Source organism: Microcoleus sp. BR0-C5 (genome assembly GCF_036705045.1).
Lineage (GTDB): Bacteria > Cyanobacteriota > Cyanobacteriia > Cyanobacteriales > Microcoleaceae > Microcoleus.
The window spans coordinates 1-21478 of sequence record NZ_JAUBTR010000007.1 but is presented as its reverse complement, the minus strand read 5'-3'; the positions used below and the strand labels follow the sequence as shown (position 1 = coordinate 21478).

Below are 21478 nucleotides of genomic sequence, written 5' to 3'. Positions count from 1 at the left end.
CCCCTCTCCTGCAAGGCGAGGGGTTTGAGAAAATTTCTAACTATCGGCTCTATCGAGCGCTACAAATGTCTGTGCTGGCAGTACCAACTACCAAATCGGAATTCAACAGCAAATCTAAATCGGTGTCGGGATTAACAGCATACAAATCAACTTTATCTCGACCCAAAAATACCCCGATCAAAGTCCCGATTCCCGCACCGCCGAGCACCTCTTCAGTCGCGATCGCCCGATCGCCCGTAACACCTGCGATCGCCGCCGCTGCTGCTGCACCCAACGCCGTATTCTTAACCAGATTGCCAACATTAACGCCCTTGGTAACAGTTTCTTTCCTAGTAATCAGTTGCGAAGTGGCATTGAGAGGCACTCTGCTGCCGTTGATGATACTTAATTCTTGAGCCACAAACTGAACGCCCGAAGCAGTCGATCGCAATTCGCCGCTAATTTTCGAGCCTTCGGGTATCAGCACTTTGCCATTACTGCCCTTGATATCCTCAGCAACAGTCAGCGTAATCGGAGACTTGTCATTGGGGCCGAGCAAAATCTTGCCTTTTGCATACTCGATTGGAATAGTCACCCCCCTGGGAATTTTCACAGCAACAGACTCGCTAACATCAATCTTGGCAATGTAAGGAGAATTAATGGCTCTTGCTTGATTGGTACTCACTAATGTTTGATAGATAAAAGCAGCTACTTCAGCTCGCGTTGCTGACTTGTTGGGTTTCAGAGATTTAGGATTGGGATAGCTGACAACCAACTGTTTTTCCGTAGCAGCAGCAACGCTTTTAACAGCATAACTTTGAATCTCACCCGCATCATTATAGTAGCTGAGAACATCTTGAAAATCGCACGTAGGTTCATAGCCCATGCCGTTATTTAAAGCGACTACAACTTGAACGCGAGGAATCTGCTGTGTCGGCCTGAAAACATTGCCGGGATAGCCAGACATCCATCCCATTTCATAAGCTTCGGCGATCGCCCCGCTTGCCCAAAAATTGGAGGGAACATCGGCAAACCCTACAGCAGCGCGGGTTTTTGCCTTTTTCACCGAACGGATCATTGCCGCAAATTCAGCCCGCGTTACCGGTGCATCCGGGCGAAAACTACCATCGGGAAATCCTTTGATAATTCCTCTTTCTGACAAATCTTGAATAAAATCTTTTGCCCAGTAGTTATTATTAACATCCGAAAAAGCTGTCTGAGCAAAAGAAGGCGCGGGAGCTAGCATCGGCGCTGCGGTTGCGGCAACTGTTCCCAGTGTTAATAAAACAGATGTACCGGATTTGATGCGATGTAATACAGACATTTTTTGATTCTCCAATTTACACATTTTTTTTATTGAGGAGAACTAAGCTTTTGATAAGCTGATTGATTCCTGCCAAACTTGCTCTTTCCCTCAGTTATGTAATCATTATTGAAAAATTTTACTTCTGGTGCGGGGAAGATACGGTCTTTTAAAAAAAATATTTTGATGCTTGTTTGGGATTTTTAAAATGCTTAACTTCCTTAAAATCCTTATGTTGCTTATCTCCCTTATCTACCTTGTCTCTGCAATTAACAGGATTTAGGGACAAAGCCGTTTGATATTAGTTAACTATAGAAATCCTAAATCATTTGTGAATTTCTTACCCCTTCCCCTTGATAAGGGGAGGGTTGGGGTGGGGTCAAAAATTTACGACTCCTGCAAGGATTGCTATATATTAACTAAAAGTCAATATAATTGACTCGATCGAGAAATACCTGTTTGTTGCCTATGAGTAGCCTGACGTTTGCCTCGGCCCATCAGCTAGCGCGAATGATTCGCGATCGCCAAGTCTCTGCCGTCGAAGTTCTCGACGCTTACCTTACTCAAATCGCAAAGCACAACTCGCAATTAAACGCCCTTTGTACCCTGGATGAAGACAATGCTCGTACTAGAGCAAGACTTGCGGATGAAGCCCTAGCCAGAGGAGAAAACTGGGGTGCTTTACATGGGGTTCCCATCACGATTAAAGACATTTTTGAAACAGCCGGACTCCGCACCACAGCAGGCTATATTCCCCTCAAAGATTATGTGCCTCAACAGGATGCAACTGCTGTTGCGAGATTGCGGGCAGCAGGCGCTGTCATCATGGGAAAAACCAACATGGCGGAACTGGCTGCCAATTATCAAAGCACAAATTCTCTGTTTCCACGGGTGAATAATCCTTGGCATCTTGACTACACACCTGGTGGCAGTTCCGGAGGGAGTGCCGCTGCTGTCGCCGCCGGACTTTCACCGTTAGATTTGGGAAACGATTTCGGGGGTTCGGTGCGTCAGCCTGCTCATTTCTGCGGCATATATGGTTTAAAGCCGACAGATCGCCGTATTTCTACAGCAGGGCAGATTCCTGAAGTGCCGGGAATGCCACTGTCTATTCGGCAAATGATGACCGTTGGGTGTTTTGCTCGATCGCTTGAAGATATCCGGCTATGTTTTTCGTTAATTGCAGGCGCGGATCTGCGACGCCCTGATGTCCCACCGGTTCCGCTCGATCGACCCTCTGGCAAGCCTTTGCAGCATCTCAAAATCGCTTGGACTGCTGAATGGGCCGAAGTTCCCGTTGCTTCTGAAATTCGAGCAGCTATGGAGTCGATCGCGCAGACACTCTCTGACGCAGGTGTCCAAATCGAACGCTGGCTTCCCAAAGACTTTGACCTTTCCAAAATATTGAATCTCTACGGAAGGATGTCAATGTACCTCACTATCTACGCTCAACCGCAGGATAGATATAACCTGCGTCGTAGTTTAGAGTTAATCTTCCGCACCGCAACCCAAGGCGACAAGGAACTCCGAAAATTGGGAGATTTCAGCAGATTGCTACCTGAGATATTGAATCCAAGTTTGAAAGGATATTTCGAGGCACTCACACAGCGCGATGCCTTCACTGCCCATATAGATGAGGCATTAGAACCGTGGGATGTATGGCTTTGTCCCGTTGCGGCAACCGCTGCGTTTACCCATCGTCCCGCTTGGAGTGCCGTTGACGTTAATGGCAGATCCTATCCTCATGCAGTGGCAAACGGGGCTTACACCCTGCCTTCTAATCTTAGTGGACATCCTGCCGTGGTAATTCCAATTGGACAAACTCAAAATGGTTTACCGATTGGAATGCAAATTGTTGGTAAGCGGTGGGGTGAAATGGAGTTGTTGGCGATCGCAAGTGCGATCGACAAAGTGGTTGGTAGCTTGCAACATCCACCTGGTTACTGAGCCTTTTATCAAGTTTCACTTGATGGTGAAGAATACAATCAGTATAGCAATCCTAAATGATTTGCGTAATTATTGTAGGGGCAATCCCACGCCCGGTTGCCCCGATAGATAGGGGTAGGCAAAGAAAGGCACTACCCCTACAAATTTATCTGAAGGATTTAGGATTGCTATAAGCTGTTGTGCATTTAAATTGTATATTTCGAGTCCCCATCAAAAATCGTCAAATCCTCTCCCCCTCTCCTCTTCTCCCCCTCTCCCTCTCTAATACCATAGGCAATCTAGATGCAACACAGCTTATTAGGGTGCGTCTGGTTTGAGATTTTTAATTTGCACGGAAAGTATGAATCTGACGCACCGTTTTTTGCGGGAGTGCGTCAGTTGTGAGATTCTTAGTTTGTAGCGAAAATAATGCTAGCTGACGCACCCTACTTGATTGTGAATGCTGACTAATGACTAATAGAGGCTAGGGGTTCCCAACTTGTCACATCTTCAAACAAAGATTGATACCCCGCTGCATTCGGATGAAGCCCATCTGCAATCAGACACGAACTACACCAAATATTGCCCCGAGCGAGCCATTTATCAAAAATATCTAAATAGGGAATTCCCCGCAACTCACAAGCTAATTTCGTTGCCTCTTTATACCGATATTGGTCAGCATGACTGTAATACAAACAATCTTGAAAAGGCATTTTACTTTCATCCACCGGCACCATCCCGACAAATATCACCGGACAAAGTTGTTGGGACAGGTTTAACAAATGATCCAAAACAGTTTTAAAATGTTCAAACTCAGTGTAGCTGCGCCCGGTAGGCGACTGCACTCTCGCCGAATCGTTAAGGCCGACGGAAAGAATAATCGCATCCGGGACGCGGTTTCTGAGTTCGCCTCGGTGCCGAAACTCGTTTTCCAGGCGCTGGGAGACTTGATAGGTGCGATCGCCCCTAACGCCCAAATTGTATAAAACGTGTCCTGCACTCTCCGGTAACATCCACTGGCGCCGCAATCTTTCCACCCAGCCACCGCCTACACCGTCGCCGAAACCGTAGATTAAGCTGTCACCGAAAGCAACCAATTTGAGGGGATGAGAATTTCCCCGATGCAAGTGACCAAAGGAATAGGCTGTTGCTACCTGCATAAGCAATGATACTCAGTTAGTAATTTATGAATCTCGACATACTAAACTAGAATGTAACATTAGATAAAGTAGGTAGTCTCATGGTTGTTAAGCGTCCAATTTTCGATTCAACTCAGCTTACCCGTCGGGCGGAAGAGTTGATTAACGGTGCATCCAACCGCTATCGGATTACGGTGCAGGTGGCGAACCGCGCAAAACGCCGTCGCTATGAAGATTTTGACAATATGGACGACCATCAAATGAAACCTGTAATGCGGGCGATATTTGAGATGTCGGACGAACTGACTCAGCCGGAAATTATCGGAGACATCTAGACTTTGGGAGTTTTGGGTTTTGACTGGTGAATTGCGAGCAATTTTTGTCAACTCAAAACTCACAACTTTTTCAAACTAGACTAGGGCGCGCGGGACGAGAAACCCGGTTTATTCCTAGCTGCTTCGTTAAAAAACCTCTGATTTTTCTAATAAACCTCGTTGATGAGCGTAAATCCTAAAATTATAAACTAGGACATCTCCTGGCCACTAAGTGTATGAAATTATTCTATTTTTCAAATTTTTGTCAAAACCGTGAATAGATTAAAGCAGGGCTTAAGTTTTCTGTTGGTTACTTTGAGTGTAGCGATTTTCACGCTTTTGAGTTGGGTATTGGAATCCGGGGAACTGAGTATGTCGGCTTTGGAACCTTCGCTGCAGCGGAGTTCTGAGTCTGCCTCAGTGCAGCGGGTGGCTCAACAATCTGCACCGCCGCAAGTGAGGGTGCAAGATGCGTGGAAATTGGTGTACGAAAAATTGCCGGATTTCCCGACCGAAAATAACTACATTTCTAAGGAAACTGGAAAAGTCGATCCTACCAATACTTTAGTCGGGCGGTTGATTCGATATCACGTATTTGTCAAAGGACGGCCGCCCAATTACCGCTTTGATTGGAAGTTGAGTTTAGCTGACTATTTGGGGGCGACTCCAGATTATTTGGTGGAAAGCGTGTATCCGGGAAAGGACGTTTTGCGCTCAAATCCAATGGAACAGGATCGCGCTGCTATTCAAAGTTTAAATAGAGCACAGCGGGATGCTTTGGTTCAAGCTTTGGTTGATGTTTTTACGGAGAGTTCGGGGGGTGGGCGCACACCGGCGGGGGAAAAACCACAAGGGCGATCGAATTCCCCGGAGATACCGCAGCCGCAGCCTGGAGATGCGAAGTTGCTGGCACCTTAATACTCAGGAATGCAGAAACCGGGTTTTTTAGGGAAATATTGCTTTTGAGCCTTTAACACAGGTAAAAAACCCGTTTTATTTCGTATTTATGGGTAAGTTCTACTAATCTAAAATCCAAAATCTAAAATCTAAAATCCCTTAATGGTGGAACGTGTAATTAAAACGGGTGTTGGGTGGCGTTTGGGATGGAACCCGGAGGCCCAGGAGTTTAAGGGTTTGGTGGCTGGCGACGGTTGGGCGATCGAACTCACGGAGGCTGAGTTAAACGATTTTTGCCGATTGTTGGAGCAATTAGCAGGCACAATGACTCACATGACCTCTGAGTTAATGGACGAGGAAAAAATCGCCATTGAAGCCGAAAGCGACTTGCTGTGGGTGCAGGTGGAAGGCTATCCCGAAGCTTACAGCGTGCAATTGATCTTGAATGCTGGCCGGAGGTGCGAGGGTTTTTGGCCGGCGGCTGTGGTTCCAAGTTTGGTGCAGGCCGCAAAAGTTTTAAAAGTTTTTTGACTTTTTTGGGAATTCTATGCTAAGCTGTTAAAGCTGTCGGGGCGTAGCGCAGCTTGGTAGCGCACTACTTTGGGGTAGTAGGGGTCGTGGGTTCAAATCCCGCCGCTCCGATTGTGATAAAACCTTCTCTATGAGAAGGTTTTGTTGTTTTAGGGCCGGCGACGCAGCTCTTACCATTCTCAATTAGGGGCATCGGCCCAGAAACAAGAATCAATCTCTGCTTACGAAAAGTCTATAGCTGTATCCTCAAATTCAAAGTCTTTGCGATTGCTTCGCGACCCTCACAATGAAATTAATCATCAAAAAAAGGCGTTTGTCAAGTACAAACGCCTTTTTATAGAGTTACAAACGTGGCGTTTTATCTTGTTTAAACGACGCTAACAATTCGCGAATTTGGTCGGCCGCAATCTCGCGCCCGCCCAAACCAAAAGCTAGAGCAATCCCAACTGCGATCGCCCCAAGCAGCAGCCCGAAAGCCAAATTCACAATATCGCTGCCAATGCCCATCTGTTGCAGCGCCAAGGCCGAAACAAAGGCAATAATCGCAATCCGAGCCGCTTGGCCCAAAAGCCGTGCTTGGCGCGTTCCAGAACTGGCAATCAAACTAAACGCCAGATTCGCCAAATACAAGCCGATCGCAAATACCACCAAACCGGCTAGCACCCTACCTGCAACCAGGACAATACCGCTAACAATAGCCGTCAGCGCTGGAATTTGCAGCACGTCGGTAGCAGCCACCACTGCAAACAGCAGGATGCCCACCTGCACCACAATGCCGACCAACTCAGAAGGCGTGCGGGCCGGAAGTTCCGGTTCCTGAAGAATCGTTGCCTCCGGATCGAACGAACTTGGCGGTAGCCTCAGCGACTGTTTCGGTGGCTGCACCCCCAACCAAGAAAAGACATTGTTGAAGCCAATTCCGGTCATGATATTAGTAACCAAATCGCCTACCCAGCGCCCCAAAATGTAAGCAAGCGCCAGAATCATGGCTGCCGTGAAGATTTTGGGAACCGCGCCCAAAATGTCGTTGAGCATCGCGACTGCCGGCTGCGAAATCGCTTGAATGTCCAAAGCGTTCAGAGCTGCGATCGCCGTTGGAATCAAAATCAAAACATAGACGATCGTACCGACAATCCACGACAGCGATTGTCCGCCCGAAGTCCGCGAAATTCCAAACCGAGCGCCCAAACCGTCCGCCCCAGCAGCCGCCAATAGATTCGTGACAATCCGCCGCACCACCATAGCCAGCAGCCAGCCCACAAACCCAATCAGCACAGCTTCCAGAATTTTCGGAATTGCCGCCAGAATTTGGTTGAGTAAATTATTAACCGGCAGCAGAGCCTGCTGCATTTCCAGTGAGTCGAGAATCAGCGGCAAAAACAGCAGAAAAATGAACCAGTACAGCGCATTCGCCACAGTATCGCTCAGCAGCAAAGGGCGCTCAGTGGGCGCAGCGCCCACCTCCTGATTCAAGCGCTCGTCCACGCTAAAAGCCCGCATCGCCCGCGATACGGCCATTTTGGCTACAGTTGCCAACACCCAAGCAATCCCCAACCAAATTAGCGCGCCGGCTAACTTCGGCAAGAAACCGGTAATTTGATTGAGAAAAGTATTGAGGGGTTGCGAGACAGCCGTGAGATTCAGCCGGTTGAAAAAGGCAATTAGGAAAAAGACAAAAATGATCCAGAACACCGCTGCGGAAATCCATTTTTCCACTTGCGGGGCTCCAGCTCCTTCCGGGCGGCCGGTAATCCAAGCAGCCAGCCGGTTGTCGATCGTAGTCTTCTTGAGCAATCCCCCGACTACAGAAGAGACGAGGGCTGATACTATCAAGCCAATGAGGAGGATACCGACGGCCCAGAGGAGATTTTCAATGTTTGAACCCTGAAGGAAATTGTTAATTCCGCGTTCCGCATCTGTCAGGGCATTCGCGGGCTGGGCCTGTGCCAAAATGCGATCGGACAAAGCCGCTATTGGGCCCGATATGGGTCTAGTTATTTCTTGCCAAGTTTCATTCATTTTTTTCTCAGGTTAACGTCACATTTGACAAGGAGAAGACGAAACTTTAATAATAGTTCCAAAAAATCTAGACATCGCCTAAATTTAATGTTTGTACACTTTTAATGTACTGGGTTAACTACAAAACCCTCTATCTAATTAGGGATAAACCCATCTCCGACTGCTTTTGGGCCAATATTCAAATCGGCCTTTATGAATCGTCCAGTTTTGGTTCTGAATAATCCTCTTTTTACCCTACTGCCAATGTAGTCGGAATGTTGGTGAATTGGTTCCAAATCCCAAGCTGAACATTTGGAGGTGGAACTCTCCTCAACTAACACAACTTGAATTCCCGCACGTTGTCCTTTGTACTGCAACATTTGCACGAACCGGCAATGGGGAATACAGGCAAAATTTTGATTATTAACCTTACCGGTATTAATCCCATCTTTAAAATCATGGTTCCAGCCGATCGCTAGCAAGCCCATGTGATGATTAACGAGTTCTTTAATAATTGCGGAACACCTCGTGTGGAGGTAGTAATCCACTTTACAGTTACGCTTGTGACACAATCGGGCGAGTTTTTTACTGGTTTTTGGCGCTAGGGGGAGCCATGATTTCAATGCCGATGAAACTTGATTGCAGTATTGGTTTCTTGACTTAACACCCCGTCCCTCGTAGATTGTCGGTACTAACCCAGGAACATTGTAGGTTAATATTGCCAGATTGTTTAATCCTAAATCTATGGCAGCTACTCTCTGATTAACTTGTAAAGGCTGTTCTAACTTTTCATAGAGCACCTCGACAACATAACAACCTACTTTGGGAACAATCCGGATTTCCAGAATCGAGGTGACTTTTGACAGCCACCAAATATTAGTCCCAGAGGGACGAGCATATCCTTTTTTTAAGGCTTTTTTGTTGACTGCTTGACTATTAAATACAACTACATAGCGCCCGTCCTCTCTTTTTCGCTCTCTTGAGCCTTTATCATCAGGAAGTTTCGGTGCGGTTTTAAATTTTGTGCTGTCTTCTTGATAGTTTCGCACCGCCAGATAGTAGCTAGTCCATGCTTTGAGGACTAAGCCGAGGGTGCTTTCTGCTACCTTTGCGGGCAGTGCTTTGTAATCAGGACTTGTTTTGAGGGCGTGATAAATAGCCAGAGCGTTTGTTTGTTGGCTAGCGAAAAAGTTTTGAGGGTAGATGTAGTTAGCGCTATTGTAAAGATTTTTGTACAGCCAAGACAGTCTATCGGCTTCTCGATAAAACCTATGATTGGGTTTAATGATGTGCCTTTCGACTAACTCCATAATCGGTATATATACTTTATTTCAAGATGATACACTGTATTTATGAGTGTGTCAATCTTTTAATTTCTGGAAAAATTGACGTTACAAGTAAATAAAGGACTATAAACTAAGCAAAGTTTTGTAATACCCTCCTTGTTGCAGGTTCTCATGTCAATTCGTCAAGTTTTCGAGCAATCCATTGAAATTCGCGCTGCTGCTACTGTGGTGGAGCAATGTATAGTCGATCGCACTTTAATGCACAAGTGGCTCAATCCCTTGCTACGCTGCGATCCCCAGGGCGAATGGGATACTGCCGTAGGAAGTCGCAGCTTATTTATCATAAAAATTCCAGTTTTGCAACCCTCTTTAGAGAGTGTTGTGTTGGAGCGACAACCAGGTTTAATTGTTTGGGGGTTTGACGGATTTTTCAAAGGATGCGATCGTTGGGAATGCCAGCCGCAAATCCAAGGAACTCTCTTGATTAACCGCTTTGAATTTCAAATTCCCAATCGTTTAATTAGATTTGGTTTCAATCGCTTGGCAGCCCCTTGGACGGAAAAAGATATGAAAGACCAACTCCGCCGACTCAAGCGGGTAGCCGAGCAACTATCTCAAAGAATGGGTAAGGGGTAATGGATAATGGGTAATTGGGAACTTTTACCCTCGCGTAGCCGAAGAATTGGTAATGGGTCATGAGTAATTTCTAATAGGTGAAAGCTAGAGCTAATAGGAAAAAAGCACCAATTCCCAATTCCCAATTCCCAATTCCCAATTCCCAATTCCCAATTCCCAATTCCCAATTCCCAATTCCCTCCAACTTCAGTTATTTATTTCGCACTTCCTGATGGACTGGGCTGACAAATCATTTGTCTAGCAGAATTCACCGCTTGGCCGGCGGTATTTTGCAAAGCCGGGGAATTCTGATACAAAGCTTGCAAATCTTGCACATCTTTAATCACTCGCTCGTAGATAACCATCGCTTGATTGCCGTCAACTTCTAAGGCCGCAGGGCTGTAATTTTGCATCACTTCAATCAGCGATATTTTGCCATCTTTGGAAGCTGCGACTAAAGCATCGCGCAGTGCGGGCACGCTTTGAAGCCTCGCAGTCGGCGCATAAGCAACCTCGCCTAATTCTTTGAAAACAATTTCCCCAAAATAAGTGCTTGCTAGCCGCGCTACTAATTGGGAATCTAAAGGCACTTCTCGCGTTAATATTTCGCGCACCGACTCGGGAGTTTGTTTCGCAAGACTCAGAACGCTTTGCAGTTGAGATGATGCTTGGCCGGTTTGTGCAAAGCTTTGTAAATCGCTCATCGGTAATGTTACGTCAACAGCACCGTATTTTACGGTAACATTATCTAATGCAAAGGCTTTGTCGCTGCTTAGGAATACTGCACTTGTTCCCAGCAAAAGCGCCAAACCCAATGATAAAGACTTTGACATTCTTTTGGTTAAATGGGCTGACAGCGGTTGCATTCCGGTGAGATAACCTTGTTGAAACTGAAAGTTCATGAGTTTGTGCCTCTTTACGTCAAAATACTTTTTAGATGGCTCGTCTGTGGGGGTATCAGTGCGGGTATCAGTGCGGGTATCAGTGCGGGTATCAGTGGGGGTATCAGTGCGGGTATCAGTGCGGGTATCAGTGGGGGTATCAGTGCGGGTATCAGTGCGGGTATCAGTCTGGAAAGTAGACTCGGAAGTTCGGTAAATGACCTATGATTTTACAGTCATGTCAAGGAAATTTAACCTATCAAAAGATAGGTATTAATTGACAATTAATATGTTATAATTAGCTATTTGACAATTTTAGATAGCTTTGCAAAAATTATAAAAGCGAAATTGGGCCGTCGGGCAGCAGTTTATGGAGTGTCGCTTTCACCTCTTATATAGCAATCCTTGCAGGAGTCGTAAATTTTTGACCCCACCCCAACCCTCCCCTTATCAAGGGGAGGGAGTAAGAAATTTACAAATGATGCGAGGATGGCTATAGTGTGCGATCGATACCAAATTTAAGTTCACATATCCCGATCGAGCCGATCGACCAATTGGCGAATTCTAGCAGCATCAGGAGCATTCGGAGCATTTCTCAGGTATAGTTCCAAATCGTGGCGCGCTTCGACCAAGCGTCCCAGTTGATAATAGAGAATTCCGCGATCGCGCCGTTCCCCCAGCGCCTCGGGAAACAGCAGCAAAATCCGTTCAATCGCCCAGAGTACCCTCACAGCATCTCCCTGTTGCAAGTAAATCGCCTTCAGATTTCCCAGCATTCGCCCCAACAAATGTCGGCGACTTACCGGGGCGAGAAAAGCCGGCTGCAACTCCATAGGTTGACCATAAATTTGAGAAAGTCTGGCTTGACAATCTTCAGGAAACAAGATTTCGCCGCCGTTAAACGCATCAACAAAAATGCCAGAATCTTCAAAATCCGGTCTAATTAAAAAATGTCCCGGCATCCCAATTCCCACCATCGGAAAATCAATGCGCTTAGCAACCTCCAAATAAACCAAAGATAAAGAGATTGGAATGCCAGTACGCCGATCGATCACTTCATTCAAAAAGCTATTGCGGGGGTCGTAATAATCCGCATCATTGCCCCCAAACTGCAACTCCCCGTATAAATAGCTATTAATAGTTTGAATAATCCGCAGCGGATAATTCTGTGCCGGCAGGCGTGAGCGCACCTCATCTGCGATCGTGTCGAGAGCGTTGAGATACTCCTCTGGCTCTAAATTTGGGTATTCTTCCAAAGCCATATAAAGAGCAGCTTTCGCCAGGTCGATCGAGCCATCAGGCTGATTTATTTCTCGATAAAAGAGTTGTCGGGCGATCGGAAAATCCATATTTATTATTGATTTATTTTTAATGTACTTATTGGACTAATATCATGAACAGGCTTTTCGGCCTGTTCCACAACAAAGATTCTTCGGGTAAATCGACATTTTTTGTAGTATAATTAACCTTTTTCATGGTAAAACAGGAACTTTTTCTTGTGGAACAGGCATCTTGCCTGTTGCAGCTTTTTGTAGTATAATTAATTTTTTTATGGTAAGACAGGCATTTTTTCTTGTGGAACAGGCATCTTGCCTGTTGCCCCAAAGATATTAAAAACAGTGGATTATTTGAATTTTAATATATTCTAAGTTTTTTTATCTAAATCAGCCCCTATTTTTAATAAAGCTTCACGATATTTTTTGCGCTCGATCCAGATTGAGGTGAAGGCCCTCGGATGTCAAATCAACCTTCAAATCCCGTGACTTTTACCAATCACCCAACTGCGGCGAAAAATCCGAGCCAGAGTCGATTCTTCCAAAGCAAAATAGATAGGGCGGCCGTGAGGACAAGTGCGCGGATTGCGAGTTTGCTGCCATTCATCCAACAAATTTTGCATTTGGGAAAGACTCAAAGGAGTACCGTTTCGCATAGCGCTACGGCAAGCAGTCGCAACTTGAGCCGCTTGTAAATCTGCGACTTTACTGAGTTCAAAAAGCGCATCCGCACAGTCATCTCGATCGGCTAACAATTCAGGAACTTCGCGGGCAGCCCATAGCTGTTCCCCAAAACTTTCTACTTCCAAACCTAAGCGGGATAAATTCTCAATTTGCAGTGCAGATAATTGACTGAGAATTACTGGTTTTTCTAGACATTTTAGCTGCCAAGCCGCGCACAATTGCTCGTACAAAACGCGCTCGTGAGCGATGTGTTGTTCCACCAACCACATGCCGCTGGAATGTTCTGCAACAATGTAAGTATTGTGAACTTGAGCGATCGCCCTCAATTCCATCAATCCTATTTGATTAGCTTTTTCCTGTTCGTCGCCACCATCATTCTGCCTAGCCGAAATCCCCACACTGTAAGCACTTTTTTGTTCCGATGCCTTCAGCAATTGTCCCACTCGATCGGGAATTGGGGCCGGTGGCAAAACTTCATCGTTCAAATGCAAAGCACGATCAATTGCTGCGCTAACTTGTGCTTGCCAAAAACTCGGATCATGGAGATAAATTTCCACCTTAGCCGGGTGGCGGTTCCAGTCGATTTCCGAAGGGGAGATTTGCAGGTGAACAAAACACACGGGATAGCGATCGCGCGGACAAGTGCGGGCAAAGGCGCTGAGAATAGTTTGCTCTAATTCGGGCGATCGCACAACTCGCCGATTTACCCCTACCTTCACCCAATCCGGCCGCCTGCGGTGACAGCGATCGGGCAAACCAATTACTAATTCTAAAAACTGGGAATTGGGAATTGGGAATTTTGAAGTAGCAACTGGGAATTGGTAATTAGGCTTAACTGTAGCGCCCACAAGCTGAGTTTCTCGCAATAAATTGGCTGCTTTCTGATTGTGAGGACTCGCAGGCAAATCTAACTTTAAATACTGCAAATCGCTCGATCGCACACCGCGCACAAATTGAGGTAAAAGTTGTTCCGCTGTGCTACCAGGAGTTACGTGCAAACAAGGCGTATTTCCTTGACGCAACTGCCAATTAACGTGCGGGTGACAAATAGCAATTTGCTGAAGAGTTAATTGGATCGATCGCATTTGCTGTGCCGGCGACAAAAAACTGCGGCGCACAGGCCAATTGCCAAACAAATTATCAACAGTCACCACCGTACCCGGAGCGATCGCGGCTGTTTCCACCTCCACAGCAACGCCCGTGTTATTGTAAACCACCCGCCAGCCCGATCGAGCATTTTCAATTCCCCCCTTGTTAAAGGAAGATTTGACGGGGGTTGGCGCCGACTCAGGATTTTCCGAAAAATCCCCCAATCCCAAATCATTCGATCGGCTCAAAACCTCCAAACAGCCCAACTGAGCTAAACTGTGCAAAGCTTCCCCACGAAATCCCAAAGTATCAATTTTGTAAAGGTCAGCTTCCGTGGTAATTTTGCTCGTACTGTGAGGCGAAGCAGCCTGCCGCAAATTTTCCAGATCCATTCCTGTACCATTATCTGCAACTTGCACCCGCCACTGTTCGGGCCAGACAGAAACAACGATGCGAGTTGCGCCAGCATCCAGAGAATTTTCAACTAATTCTCGTACCGCGGAGGCGATCGAGTCAATCACTTCGCCGGCGGCAATTAAGTTGATAACTTCTGTGGGTAAGGTTTGAATATTAACTGGCATCAGATTTTTAGCATTTCGTTAATTCAATTCTACTTGATTCGGCAAGTCGCTACACAGTATTAGGACTTACGCTCTTAAACCCGGTTTATTATAAAAATATTGTTTGATAACAAGATATCTACTCATCAACCAAGTTTCTGATATCAATTCCGGCCTGACTGCCGGAATGATATCAAATCCGCGCTTTGGGAGTCGGGCGTAAAGTCGAATCAATCTGCCAACAAATAATTCGCGCCATTTTGATTTTTTTGACACCTCCTTCTACAGTCTACAGTCAAAGTCAACAATTATAAGGACTGCAACCGGAATCGATATGAGGCTTAGTGAGAAAGTCCTAAGTATATATCTTCCTACCTACTTAAATTTGATCTGCTAAAGCCGGGGTTTTCGGCAAGCGGATGTAAAAAGTTGTGCCTTTTCCGTCCTCCGACTCATAAGTAATTTGCCCTTTGTGAGCCTCAACCATCGACTTAACAATTGCCGTTCCCAACCCAGTACCAGTCCGTTTACCATAGGTCACAAACGGTTCAAATAACTTTTCCTTAATTGCCGGGGGAATGCCCGGGCCGTTATCGTAAATGCTAATTTCTGCCCACTCCTCACTTTGCCACGCAGCAATCTCCACCCGCCCCCCTCGTCCGCCAAAAGCCTCAACCGCATTCCCAACTAAATTTTGTAAAACGCGCAAAATCTTATTTTCGTCCGCTTCCACTATCACTTCTGTCACCCGTACTACCAAATCTACTTTGGCTGCTTCAAAATAAACTCGGTTCAACTTTTGAAACTGCTGCAACGTCTGGATTAGATTAACTGGTTTTTTATTTAATACAGAATTGCCGCGCGAAAATTCTAACACTTCTTCAGCCATCCCCAACATTCGCTGAACCTGCAATTGAATAAGTTCGCACCACTCCTGAGTTTCCTCATCCGGGTGCATTTCTTTGAGCACTTCACTGGAGAGTTTAATTCCGGTAAAAGGGCTTTTGAAATCGTGAATAATTGTACTCACCATTTCTCCTACCAATACCATTTTTTGTTTGTGTACCAACTGGCTAACATATTGATCCGTGGTATCCCGTAAATTTTTAGTAATGAAACTAAACATTTGCAGTACCGAACTGCCTTTAGCAAACTGGAGAGTTGTTATTAGTTCTTCACGGTCTATTTTGGCCAAAGTCGAGCCTGCAACTGCCACAGCTCTAGCACTGCGAGGCTCTCCGTCTAAAACTCCGAGTTCGCCAAAATAATCGTCTGGGTTAGCGACAGCAACAGTTTGATATTTATGATTTTCGATCCGCTTGCTAAACTCGACTTTACCTTCTAAAACTAGATATAAAAAATCCGCTGTTTCTCCTTCTTCAAAAACCAGCGTTTCCTCAGCAAAACTCTCCAAAACAGCTATTTGGCAAAGGTGAGCAGCTTGCTCTGGTTCAAAATAAGACATAAATCGATGAGAGGCCAGATCCATGTGAAAATACCTGAGACTTAATTTAAACAGTTTCTTTTTTCTATTTTCGCCGATCAGCATCAGTGCGTTAATAAAATACAATACTGCTTTAATCTGGCTCTCTTTTCTAGCCTCCGAGGCTTTGACGCAAGGATTAGCGTCGGGATGCAGAGCCAGACTAGCATAGCAGCACCAGCAATCTCACCAAAATTCTCAGTTAATTGACTAAAATACATAAGTATTGTACTATTTTTGAGATTTAAATTGGATGTGGGGGGGGGTTCTCCGACCACCTCAGAAGATTTTAACTGTAGAGAGATCGTGTAATTTAAATGTCGATCAACCGAGGTTACAAAAATTAACGATCGCCAGATAAAACGATCGCAGCATTCTGCCCGCCAAAGCCAAAACTTAAACAAACCGCATTTCTGACAATAGCCGATCGCGCACAGCGAACAAAATCTAATTCAAACCCCGGTTTTTTCATTCCAACGCAAGGCGGCAACATCTGATATTTAATACTCATCAAACAAAAAGCCGCGCCCAAAGCTCCCGAAGCTCCCAAAGTATGACCCGTAGCCCCCTTAGTCGAACTAACAGCAACTCCTGGGTGAAATAACTTATCAATTAACAGTGCTTCGTGTCGGTCATTTAACTCAGTTGCAGTACCGTGAGCATGAATAAAATCTATATCAATCGCCGCTAAATTGCTCCGTTTCAAACATTGATTTACCGCCGCGATCGCACTTTCCCCCCCCATTTCCGGCGCATTAGCATGGCAAGCATCATTTGTCAAGCCAAAACCGGAAACTCGACCGTAAATTTTAGCACCACGACGCCTTGCCAACTCGGCCGATTCTAATACAAATAAAGCCCCGCCTTCACCGATCACAAAGCCTTCCCGATTTTCATCAAAGGGATAGCACCCAGTGTTTGCCAAAGCACCCATCCGGCTAAATCCAGCCAAAGTAAGCGGTGTGATAGGCGCTTCCACAGCACCTGCGATCGCCCGCTGACACTCACCAGTGCGGATTAAATCAACAGCACGGGCGATCGACTGTAGGCCCGTCGCACAAGCAGCCATCGGCGCCAGTACCGGCCCCATCGAGCCAATTGCCCTCGCCGCCGCGATCGCCCCCATGTGAGGCAAAAAATTCACAAATTGAGAATTGGGAATCGGTAATTGGTAATCTCGAATCGGTAATTCCCTTCCCTCTTCCCTCTTCCTTCTTCCTTCTTCCTTCTTCCCTATTCCTTCCCTCGCCAACAGTTCCAAATTTGCCTGGAAACCTCGGCTAGAGCCAATAACAATTCCGCAATCAGGCAATGGCCAAGTCAAATTAGCATCTTGCAAAGCATCTGCTAAAACCGGCCGAATTAAAGTTATTAAATCGGCCGGTTTTGTGCCAATTAAAGCCAAAGGTCGCCGTTCAAGTTCTAAAAAAGGTTGATTCCCCTCGATTCCCGATTCTCCAGACAGTAGTCTTTTCCAGCTTGTTTCCAGAGAGCCTAAAGCCGAAACAAGACCAATTCCCGTAACAACAACATCCATAGCTAAGCCGATTTTAGATTTTAGATTTTGGATTAAAAGAAGAATCAGGGCAGACGATTTTAGATTTTGGATTAAAAAGGAATAATCTAAAATCTAAAATCCAATTCTCTTATCTCAAATCCAGAATTTACAAGCCATCGGATCGATCCCGTGGGGATAATCTAAAATCTAAAATCCCAAATCTAAAATCCCAAATCCCAAATTGGTTGACTACCTTCAGGTAACAGGCTTAAAATTTTCCAAACCCTGAGTAACAGTAGCCTTATCAATGCGATCGCCCGCTTGAATCTTATCAACAACATCCATCCCTTGCTTCACGTACCCAAAAACTGCATAGCTACCGTCCAAAAACGGTACATCCGTCAAAGTAAAGTAAAACTGAGAAGAAGCCGAATCAGGACTCTGCGATCGAGCCATAGCAACAGCCCCGCGACTGTGCATCAACACGGGTTTCTCCTTAACCCCAGCTTCTTGTAGCGTCGCGCTGTAAGTCGGATTGGCAGCACCTTGAGCTTTAATTTCCAGAGGAATCCTGCGTTCTACAGTAGTTTTCGGGTCAATAAAACCACCAGTTCCCAGCCGCGCCGTAGGGAATTTAGGGTCTTTACCCTGGGGATCGCCACCCTGAACTACAAAAGGCTGAGGTTCCCGCACGACTCGGTGAAATACCAGCCCGTCGTAGACACCTTTCTGAACCAAATCGACAAAATTGCCCGCAGTAATTGGCGCATTTGTGCCGTCGAGTTCGATCGTAATTGGAGCACCTTTAACCGTCATCACCACCGTTGCTTTTCCTTCCAAGCGTGGCAAATTGCTAAATTGCGAACTCGCCGCTACAGCAGGAGACGGAGACGGAGACAAAGAAATATTTTCACCCGACGCCGGATTCGATGTCGGAGTCGAGTTTGCCACAGGGGAACTACCGCATCCTCCGACAAACAACGCGCCAATTATTAAAAGTGAGAACAACCACCGCTGAATTTTGATTTGCATTTGCATTTGTATTTTTACAGAAAATTCCGTAAGTGGGAAACGAGCGAGACTTCAGTCCTGAGACGAAAACGACCCGGCGATTTTAATCGCATTGAATCCCCCTTGCGGGGTTGGAGAGGGAATTAAATCAACCTCTCCGATGAGGTATGGTTGCCTCAAACTCCCATTACTGGGGTAAAGTTCGCTTCGCCAATGTTATAAAGGCTTGTCACGCTTACAGCACTGTCTCAGTGACTTTAAGACTGTTTAACTGTAAACAACAGAGCGGAAAACTAGCGTCGCATTCTCCGGTGTTAAGTAGTTGGACACAATTAATTACCCCAAATACCGCCTAAAAACCTTGCCTATTCAAAAGTCTTGATGTAATTAATTCTGTCCGGTTACTTATAACCTATATAACGTAGTCAGTGAAGACTTAGGGTGGTCATTATAGCTTGCTTCGATCTCTCTTACAAGCGAGCGTGGCTTTAGCCCTGAGTTAATGACTTACCAGGTAGGTAAGGTGCGCGGCCCGGCGCACCCTACGAGACATTACCAATCTAAAATCTAAAATCGCACATCGAAAATCCCTATAGTCCTTCTAGGGGAACTTGCAAAAATCGAGCCAATTCGGCCGCTTGATTTTCCACTTCCGACAAAGCAATCGGCTGTCCGACTCTAGTCAGGGGAAACTGACGGCGGTCTTTGAGCTTAAGATAAATACTGCGGCGGGGATTGAGACCTTCTTTAATGTCCACCCGCACAGATTGCACCTCCGATGTCTTGCAATTAAACTCAACTTTGCGGTTTTTGCCGGGAAAACCCCAGCGAAAGATCCGAATGTTACCAGTTTGTCGATCGAACTCGCTGTAACCGCCACCGACATCCCAGAGAATAGTCAGCCACAGGTACAGCGCCAACAGCACGCCGCAGACACCGTAGAAACCCATCGCAATGCCTTGGGGGATGAAAACAAGCTGAGTCGGGTCAGCAAAAGGCAGCAGGTTAACGTGCAAGTAGCTGGAAATGCCCGACAGCAGGAAACCAGTCCCTCCAATGCTGACCACCGTCGCCCACCAGTAATTGCTGAAGCGGCGGGAGCCCAAAACCGGGTAGCGCAGGACAGGATCGATCGAGGTCATTGTTTTTGCAGTCATAAAATTAAACAGCCTTAAAGCCAAATCTTAATTCAATTAGCCCACCGAGCGTCACGCTTCGCTGACGAGATCGCGATCGGGCGGGTGGAGATTGTGTATCAACTCCTGCTAATTATGGTCAACTACCCGCCATCAAGCGGAGTACCGCTATGATGGGGGCTTGTATCTGAACTCCACCTCAATTCCGAAAACCTCGAAAGGATTTCAGCTTTGGCTTCACGGCTCGATACATGAGGGAGTGCTGACAAGACCCCGGTACTCATCCAGGCTTGCCGGACGAGCAACGTTCTAAGTGCGATATTTCGCGCCCCAACCAGATCTGCATGAAGTTGATGCCCACAGCATTCACAGCGGAAAATCAGCCCCTTGTTCGGTCGATTAGCCTTTGAGGTATGCCCACATTTAGGGCAACTTTGCGAGGTGTAATGTGCCGGAACTTTAGTAGCTAACGAGCCAACCAGCACAGCCTTGTAATCGATATAGCCATGCAATTCGGCAAACGACCATTGAGCCACGTTCCTGTTAGCTTTCCGTTGTTTCTTGCTTGCCCGTTTGCCCGATTTAGATTTAGTTCGATCGCGTATTCCGGTCAGATCTTCTAGTCCAATCAGGCTGTTAGGCTTGGCGATTTTACTCGCAATCTGGTGGTTCACATCAGCGATAAACCGTCTCTCCCGTCCCGACAAAGCGATTAATCTTCGCTTCGCCGAACGGGTGTCTTTTCGCTGTAGAGATTGTCTGGCTTTTTGATAACGGTTGGCTCGATGTCTAGCCGCCTTGCCCGAATAAAAACTCGACTTATTAGCTAAGTCTGTTTCGACTGCGAGGTATCTCATTCCCACATCTATACCAGAAATTCTAGTGATGTTCAGTGGGTCGAGAGTAGGCGTTTCCACCTCCAAGCTCACCATTAGATAGTAAGTCTTCGAGGATTTCTGGTAGACAATTTTAGCAGCACCGATCTTCTTGGACGCTCGCATCAGATCGATGTGCTTGTTGTAGCCATCAAACGGAACAACAATTCGACCATCCAGGGTGTTAATACTGACCCGTCGATCCTTTTTAAAGGAGTAGTCGCGCTGGTAATTAAGCGTACAAGTCCGCGAGGTGTATTTGGGAGCTCGATCGAGTCCCTTGTACCGTCGCTTGGTATACCCAGCTTTAACCGCCTCGCTATTCTGCTTGGCTTTAGTCCACAGCGTCTTAAAAGTCGCAGCAACTTGTCTTGGCACGTTACACGCCATCTGGGAACCAAGCCCAAATAATGCCCGTAGCTCCGAGTACACCAACTTTTGTAGTTTAGCTCCGTTGCCAGATTTACCGTTATCAAATGCCACTTGGGATGCGTAGTTCAGCGCATCCCGATAGGCCAAAGAAACCTGAGCTACCGAGATTTTTTGCTCGGCAGTCAGGTTTAATTTGAGTTTTGCGGTAATTACTTGGCTCACAACTTCTTCAACAGATAATAGGATAATCTTACCCTGTGAAGGATTTGAGTGCAAGCGCAGAGTGTTTGTTCGTATCCTCAACCACCGCCAACTCGCCGCTTGGCGACGAAGGGTCAGTTGGATTGTTGCTGAGCATCGTCAACCAAGATGGCATTCCTCTCAACCACGCTTTCATCGAGTACGCCTCTAGTGGGGGAACCCTGCTGTTCTAGTTGAAATTTATGAACTTCTAATATATAGTTATGTTAACTTTAATTAGAAACCTTGGTCTTTTAACAAGCAAAAGGATTTTACCCCAATGACAATCGCAGTCGGACGCGCCCAGAACGAAAGAGGCATCTTTGATGTCCTCGACGACTGGCTCAAACGCGATCGCTTCGTCTTCGTAGGCTGGTCTGGCATCCT

18 protein-coding genes, 1 tRNA gene and 1 pseudogene are annotated in these 21478 nt (G+C 46.3%); 8 read left to right on the top strand and 12 right to left on the bottom strand.

Annotation, left to right across the window (positions count from 1 at the left end; genetic code table 11):
• Positions 1-49: 49 nt before the first annotated feature.
• Positions 50-1303 (bottom strand): S-layer homology domain-containing protein, encoded by a 1254-nt coding sequence (locus QUB08_RS05105; RefSeq protein ID WP_333223747.1) that lies wholly within the window; start codon positions 1301-1303, stop codon positions 50-52.
• A gap of 447 nt (positions 1304-1750) precedes the next feature.
• Here QUB08_RS05105 and QUB08_RS05100 point away from each other — a divergent pair, with 447 nt between their 5' ends.
• Positions 1751-3229, top strand: coding sequence for an amidase (locus QUB08_RS05100; protein WP_333223746.1), 1479 nt, complete (start codon positions 1751-1753; stop codon positions 3227-3229).
• Positions 3230-3675: 446 nt separating this feature from the next.
• Here QUB08_RS05100 and QUB08_RS05095 read toward each other — a convergent pair whose 3' ends face one another.
• The gene (locus tag QUB08_RS05095) at positions 3676-4368 is read right to left on the bottom strand and encodes a GDSL-type esterase/lipase family protein (protein WP_333223745.1); all 693 of its coding nucleotides are present in this window, start codon (positions 4366-4368) and stop codon (positions 3676-3678) included.
• Between the two features lie 80 nt (positions 4369-4448).
• Here QUB08_RS05095 and QUB08_RS05090 point away from each other — a divergent pair, with 80 nt between their 5' ends.
• The 4 genes from QUB08_RS05090 (at position 4449) to QUB08_RS05075 (ending at position 6200) form a co-directional block, all read left to right on the top strand.
• The gene (locus QUB08_RS05090) at positions 4449-4682 is read left to right on the top strand and encodes a DNA-directed RNA polymerase subunit omega (protein ID WP_333223744.1); all 234 of its coding nucleotides are present in this window, start codon (positions 4449-4451) and stop codon (positions 4680-4682) included.
• Between the two features lie 252 nt (positions 4683-4934).
• Positions 4935-5579 (top strand): hypothetical protein, encoded by a 645-nt coding sequence (locus QUB08_RS05085; protein WP_333223743.1) that lies wholly within the window; start codon positions 4935-4937, stop codon positions 5577-5579.
• 141 nt (positions 5580-5720) lie between these two features.
• Entirely contained in the window at positions 5721-6089 is a 369-nt protein-coding gene (locus QUB08_RS05080; RefSeq protein WP_333223742.1) for a DUF1818 family protein, read from the top strand.
• A 37-nt stretch (positions 6090-6126) separates the two neighbouring features.
• Positions 6127-6200: transfer RNA gene (locus tag QUB08_RS05075), tRNA-Pro, on the top strand.
• Positions 6201-6431: 231 nt separating this feature from the next.
• Here the strand turns inward: QUB08_RS05075 and QUB08_RS05070 are convergent.
• A complete protein-coding gene (locus tag QUB08_RS05070) occupies positions 6432-8108 on the bottom strand; it encodes a mechanosensitive ion channel (RefSeq protein ID WP_333223741.1) in 1677 nt (558 codons plus the stop codon).
• Between the two features lie 134 nt (positions 8109-8242).
• Positions 8243-9397 (bottom strand): transposase, encoded by a 1155-nt coding sequence (locus QUB08_RS05065; RefSeq protein WP_333223740.1) that lies wholly within the window; start codon positions 9395-9397, stop codon positions 8243-8245.
• Positions 9398-9544: 147 nt separating this feature from the next.
• Between QUB08_RS05065 and QUB08_RS05060 the strand changes: the two genes are divergently transcribed.
• Positions 9545-10009, top strand: a complete 465-nt coding sequence (locus QUB08_RS05060) for an SRPBCC family protein (RefSeq protein ID WP_333223739.1) — start codon at positions 9545-9547, stop codon at positions 10007-10009.
• 194 nt (positions 10010-10203) lie between these two features.
• Here the strand turns inward: QUB08_RS05060 and QUB08_RS05055 are convergent, their stop codons facing one another.
• From QUB08_RS05055 to QUB08_RS05020, 8 genes are all read right to left on the bottom strand, one after another.
• Positions 10204-10890 (bottom strand): alpha/beta hydrolase, encoded by a 687-nt coding sequence (locus QUB08_RS05055; RefSeq protein ID WP_333157085.1) that lies wholly within the window; start codon positions 10888-10890, stop codon positions 10204-10206.
• Between the two features lie 503 nt (positions 10891-11393).
• Positions 11394-12218 carry a SirB1 family protein gene (locus tag QUB08_RS05050; RefSeq protein WP_333223738.1) on the bottom strand — a complete coding sequence of 275 codons (825 nt, stop codon included), beginning with the start codon at positions 12216-12218 and terminating at the stop codon, positions 11394-11396.
• A 401-nt stretch (positions 12219-12619) separates the two neighbouring features.
• Positions 12620-14497, bottom strand: coding sequence for a DNA mismatch repair endonuclease MutL (mutL, locus tag QUB08_RS05045; protein WP_333223737.1), 1878 nt, complete (start codon positions 14495-14497; stop codon positions 12620-12622).
• A 358-nt stretch (positions 14498-14855) separates the two neighbouring features.
• The gene (locus QUB08_RS05040; RefSeq protein WP_333223736.1) at positions 14856-15965 is read right to left on the bottom strand and encodes an ATP-binding protein; all 1110 of its coding nucleotides are present in this window, start codon (positions 15963-15965) and stop codon (positions 14856-14858) included.
• Positions 15966-16302: 337 nt separating this feature from the next.
• A complete protein-coding gene (locus QUB08_RS05035; protein ID WP_333223735.1) occupies positions 16303-17496 on the bottom strand; it encodes a beta-ketoacyl-ACP synthase in 1194 nt (397 codons plus the stop codon).
• Positions 17497-17712: 216 nt separating this feature from the next.
• Complete coding sequence (locus QUB08_RS05030) at positions 17713-18495, bottom strand: peptidylprolyl isomerase (protein ID WP_445300888.1); 783 nt, start codon at positions 18493-18495, stop codon at positions 17713-17715.
• 563 nt (positions 18496-19058) lie between these two features.
• The gene (locus tag QUB08_RS05025; RefSeq protein ID WP_333223733.1) at positions 19059-19625 is read right to left on the bottom strand and encodes a photosystem I assembly protein Ycf4; all 567 of its coding nucleotides are present in this window, start codon (positions 19623-19625) and stop codon (positions 19059-19061) included.
• Between the two features lie 122 nt (positions 19626-19747).
• Positions 19748-21073 carry a transposase gene (locus tag QUB08_RS05020; protein ID WP_333223732.1) on the bottom strand — a complete coding sequence of 442 codons (1326 nt, stop codon included), beginning with the start codon at positions 21071-21073 and terminating at the stop codon, positions 19748-19750.
• A 44-nt stretch (positions 21074-21117) separates the two neighbouring features.
• On the opposite strand from QUB08_RS05020, the gene QUB08_RS05015 reads away from it, so the two are divergent.
• Positions 21118-21285 carry a hypothetical protein gene (locus tag QUB08_RS05015; protein ID WP_190274341.1) on the top strand — a complete coding sequence of 56 codons (168 nt, stop codon included), beginning with the start codon at positions 21118-21120 and terminating at the stop codon, positions 21283-21285.
• A gap of 86 nt (positions 21286-21371) precedes the next feature.
• A pseudogene (locus QUB08_RS05010) lies at positions 21372-21478 on the top strand (photosystem II D2 protein (photosystem q(a) protein)); the annotation flags it as partial.

Excerpts from the sequence above, each read along its gene's own strand:
- QUB08_RS05105 (WP_333223747.1), bottom strand. The coding sequence starts at position 1,303 with ATGTCTGTATTACATCGCATCAAATCCGGTACATCTGTTTTATTAACA.
- QUB08_RS05100 (WP_333223746.1), top strand. The coding sequence starts at position 1,751 with ATGAGTAGCCTGACGTTTGCCTCGGCCCATCAGCTAGCGCGAATGATT.
- QUB08_RS05095 (WP_333223745.1), bottom strand. The coding sequence starts at position 4,368 with ATGCAGGTAGCAACAGCCTATTCCTTTGGTCACTTGCATCGGGGAAAT.
- QUB08_RS05090 (WP_333223744.1), top strand. The coding sequence starts at position 4,449 with ATGGTTGTTAAGCGTCCAATTTTCGATTCAACTCAGCTTACCCGTCGG.
- QUB08_RS05080 (WP_333223742.1), top strand. The coding sequence starts at position 5,721 with ATGGTGGAACGTGTAATTAAAACGGGTGTTGGGTGGCGTTTGGGATGG.
- QUB08_RS05070 (WP_333223741.1), bottom strand. The coding sequence starts at position 8,108 with ATGAATGAAACTTGGCAAGAAATAACTAGACCCATATCGGGCCCAATA.
- QUB08_RS05065 (WP_333223740.1), bottom strand. The coding sequence starts at position 9,397 with ATGGAGTTAGTCGAAAGGCACATCATTAAACCCAATCATAGGTTTTAT.
- QUB08_RS05060 (WP_333223739.1), top strand. The coding sequence starts at position 9,545 with ATGTCAATTCGTCAAGTTTTCGAGCAATCCATTGAAATTCGCGCTGCT.
- QUB08_RS05055 (WP_333157085.1), bottom strand. The coding sequence starts at position 10,890 with ATGAACTTTCAGTTTCAACAAGGTTATCTCACCGGAATGCAACCGCTG.
- QUB08_RS05050 (WP_333223738.1), bottom strand. The coding sequence starts at position 12,218 with ATGGATTTTCCGATCGCCCGACAACTCTTTTATCGAGAAATAAATCAG.
- mutL (WP_333223737.1), bottom strand. The coding sequence starts at position 14,497 with ATGCCAGTTAATATTCAAACCTTACCCACAGAAGTTATCAACTTAATT.
- QUB08_RS05040 (WP_333223736.1), bottom strand. The coding sequence starts at position 15,965 with ATGGATCTGGCCTCTCATCGATTTATGTCTTATTTTGAACCAGAGCAA.
- QUB08_RS05035 (WP_333223735.1), bottom strand. The coding sequence starts at position 17,496 with ATGGATGTTGTTGTTACGGGAATTGGTCTTGTTTCGGCTTTAGGCTCT.
- QUB08_RS05030 (WP_445300888.1), bottom strand. The coding sequence starts at position 18,495 with ATGCAAATGCAAATCAAAATTCAGCGGTGGTTGTTCTCACTTTTAATA.
- QUB08_RS05025 (WP_333223733.1), bottom strand. The coding sequence starts at position 19,625 with ATGACTGCAAAAACAATGACCTCGATCGATCCTGTCCTGCGCTACCCG.